Annotated in this window: 1 protein-coding gene; it reads right to left on the bottom strand. The window is 71.9% G+C overall.

Annotated features, from left to right (window positions below):
• Window positions 1–2,263: tetratricopeptide repeat protein (locus tag FJ251_15605; protein MBM4119129.1), on the bottom strand; the 2,263-nt coding region annotated here is incomplete at both ends.

The following is a 2,263-nucleotide window of genomic DNA, read 5'->3' as shown; positions in this document are numbered from 1 at the left end:
GGGGGTAGGCGGCCAGCGCTTCCGCGCGGCTGTCCGGCAGGCGCATCAGCGTGGCGGCGAGGTTTCCCCAGACTCGATAGTCGTGCTCGTGGATCGCCAGCGCGGCCCGCAGACGGGTGACGGCTTGCTCGTACTTGCCCTCGCGGTAATCGACGGCCGCCAGGTTCGTGTAGGCGCGGTAGTTGGGTTTGATCGCTAGAGAGCGCTCGAGGGCCGGACGAGCCAGATCCAGCCTGCCCTCCTGGATGTAGAGGCCGCCGAGCTGGTTGTAGCCGAGGCAGTAGTTCTCGGGGGCCGCTGCGATCAGCGCCTCGAACTGCTGCACCGCTTCGGCGAAGCGCCCTTCGTGATAGTAGAAGATGCCCAGTTCCTTGCGCGTGACGTAGTCCGCCGGTCTTGCGCTCAGCGTGGCGAGGAAGGTGGCCTCCGCGCGCGCCGAGTCGCCGAGGGTGGCGTAGGCGGCGGCCAGCCCGCGGCGCGCCTGCACGTCCAGGGAGTCGAGCGCCAGCACGGCGCGATAGTCCAGAAGGGCACGCTCGACCTCGCCGGTGCCGGCGCGGATGTCGCCGCGCACGCGCAGTCCCTGCACGAGACTCGAGTCGACGGCCAGGGCAGCGGCGCAGTCGGCCAGTGCGGCTGCAGACCAGCGCGGGTCGCGGGTCAGGGTGTAGCGACGCCACTTGGCTTCGGCGCGGCCGGCGAGGGCGGGCGCGAAGTTCGGCTCGCTGGCCAGCGACTGTCCGAAGGCGGCCAGCGCGCTGTCCACGCGCGCGAGCTGCTCGGCGTCGCCCATGAAGTCGAGGTTCTGCAGGTAGCCGAGACCCGCAAGGTAGTCGCCGAAGGACTGGCCACCGGGGCTTTCGCTGGCGTGGAGGTCGCCGGCGTGACCCCTGCTCAGGCGCGGCTCGAGCAGGCGGATGAGCTGCGCGAGCGCCTCGCTGTGCAGGCGCAGCGCCTCGCTGCGCGGGACGGAGAACTCGGCGGCGGCGAGCTGCCGCGGCCCGCGTGGGTCGATGAGTTCGAGGGTCAGGGCGAGCAACTCGCCGCTCGGGTTGAGGCTGCCCGCCACGACGAGATTGGCGCCGAAGACGCGCTGGGCGTCGCGCGAGCTGGCCACCTCGCCATCCTCGATGTCGCAGGCCGGGATCACGGAAACATCGCGCGACCAGCGCTCGAGCCGAGTGAGCTGAGTGGTCAGGTGGCGTACGAGCCCGTCGGCCAGCGCGCGCTCCCGCTCGCCGCCACCGAACACTTCCATCGGCAAGACGGCGAGGTGGATGTGCTTCGGCATCCGACTCACTTGCCAGCTGCGCAGGATGGGCGCGAGGAGGAGCAGGCCAGCGAGGAGCGCCGCTGCCCAGAGCAGGCGCGGCTGTCGGCGCGGCAGTCGGAGTGCGCGCCGTCTCGGCGGTGCCACGGTCGATCCGCCGGCGAGGGCGGCGAGATCGGCAAGGAAGGCCTCCGCGCTCTGGTAGCGCCGCGCAGGATCCGGACGCAGGCAATGCTCGACGAGTGCGGCGAGGCCCGGCGGCGCGCCGGGAATGGCCGGCAGAGTCGGCGGCTCCCCATGGCAGATCGCGCTGAGGGCAGCGAATGCCTCGCGCGGGTAGGCGGGCCGCCCGCTGAGCATCTCGTAGAGCACGACACCGAGGGCCCAGAGGTCGGAGCGGGCGTCGACCGCCCCGCCGCGCGCCTGCTCGGGCGACATGTAGGCCGGCGTGCCGGCCGCGGCGCCGGAGCGCGTCAGCTCATCGGCGCCGGCCAGCTTGGCGAGGCCGAAGTCGAGGATCTTGACATGCCCTTCGGGTGTGAGGCGGATGTTGCGCGGCTTGATGTCGCGGTGCACGACGCCGGCGGCGTGCGCGACCTGCAGGGCCTCCGCGAGCTCGCGAGCGATGCGCAGGACCTCGGGCCAGGGGAGCGCCCCCTGGGCGATGCGCGCCGCCAGGTCCTGGCCCGGGACGTACTCCATGACGATGAAGGCGCGGCCGTCGATATCGTCGATCTCGTGGACGGTGCAGATGCCCGGATGGTTGAGACCGGCCGCAACGCGCGCCTCGCGCAGGAAACGGGCGCGGTCCTGGGCATCGATGGTACCGGAGTAGTGGAGGAGCTTCAGCGCGCGGGTGCAGTCCAGCCGCGTGTCGTGGACCCGATAGACCTCGCCCATGGCGCCGCTGCCGAGCAGCGCCTCGATGGCGTAATGCGAGATGGTCTCACCCGGTCGCGGGTAACCCACAGCCCACAGCCCGCGCAGGAGCTG

The sequence above is a fragment of the bacterium genome, from assembly GCA_016873475.1.
Lineage (GTDB): Bacteria > Krumholzibacteriota > Krumholzibacteriia > JACNKJ01 > JACNKJ01 > VGXI01.
Note: the sequence above shows the minus strand (reverse complement) of the source record. Positions and strands in the feature narration are given on the sequence as shown.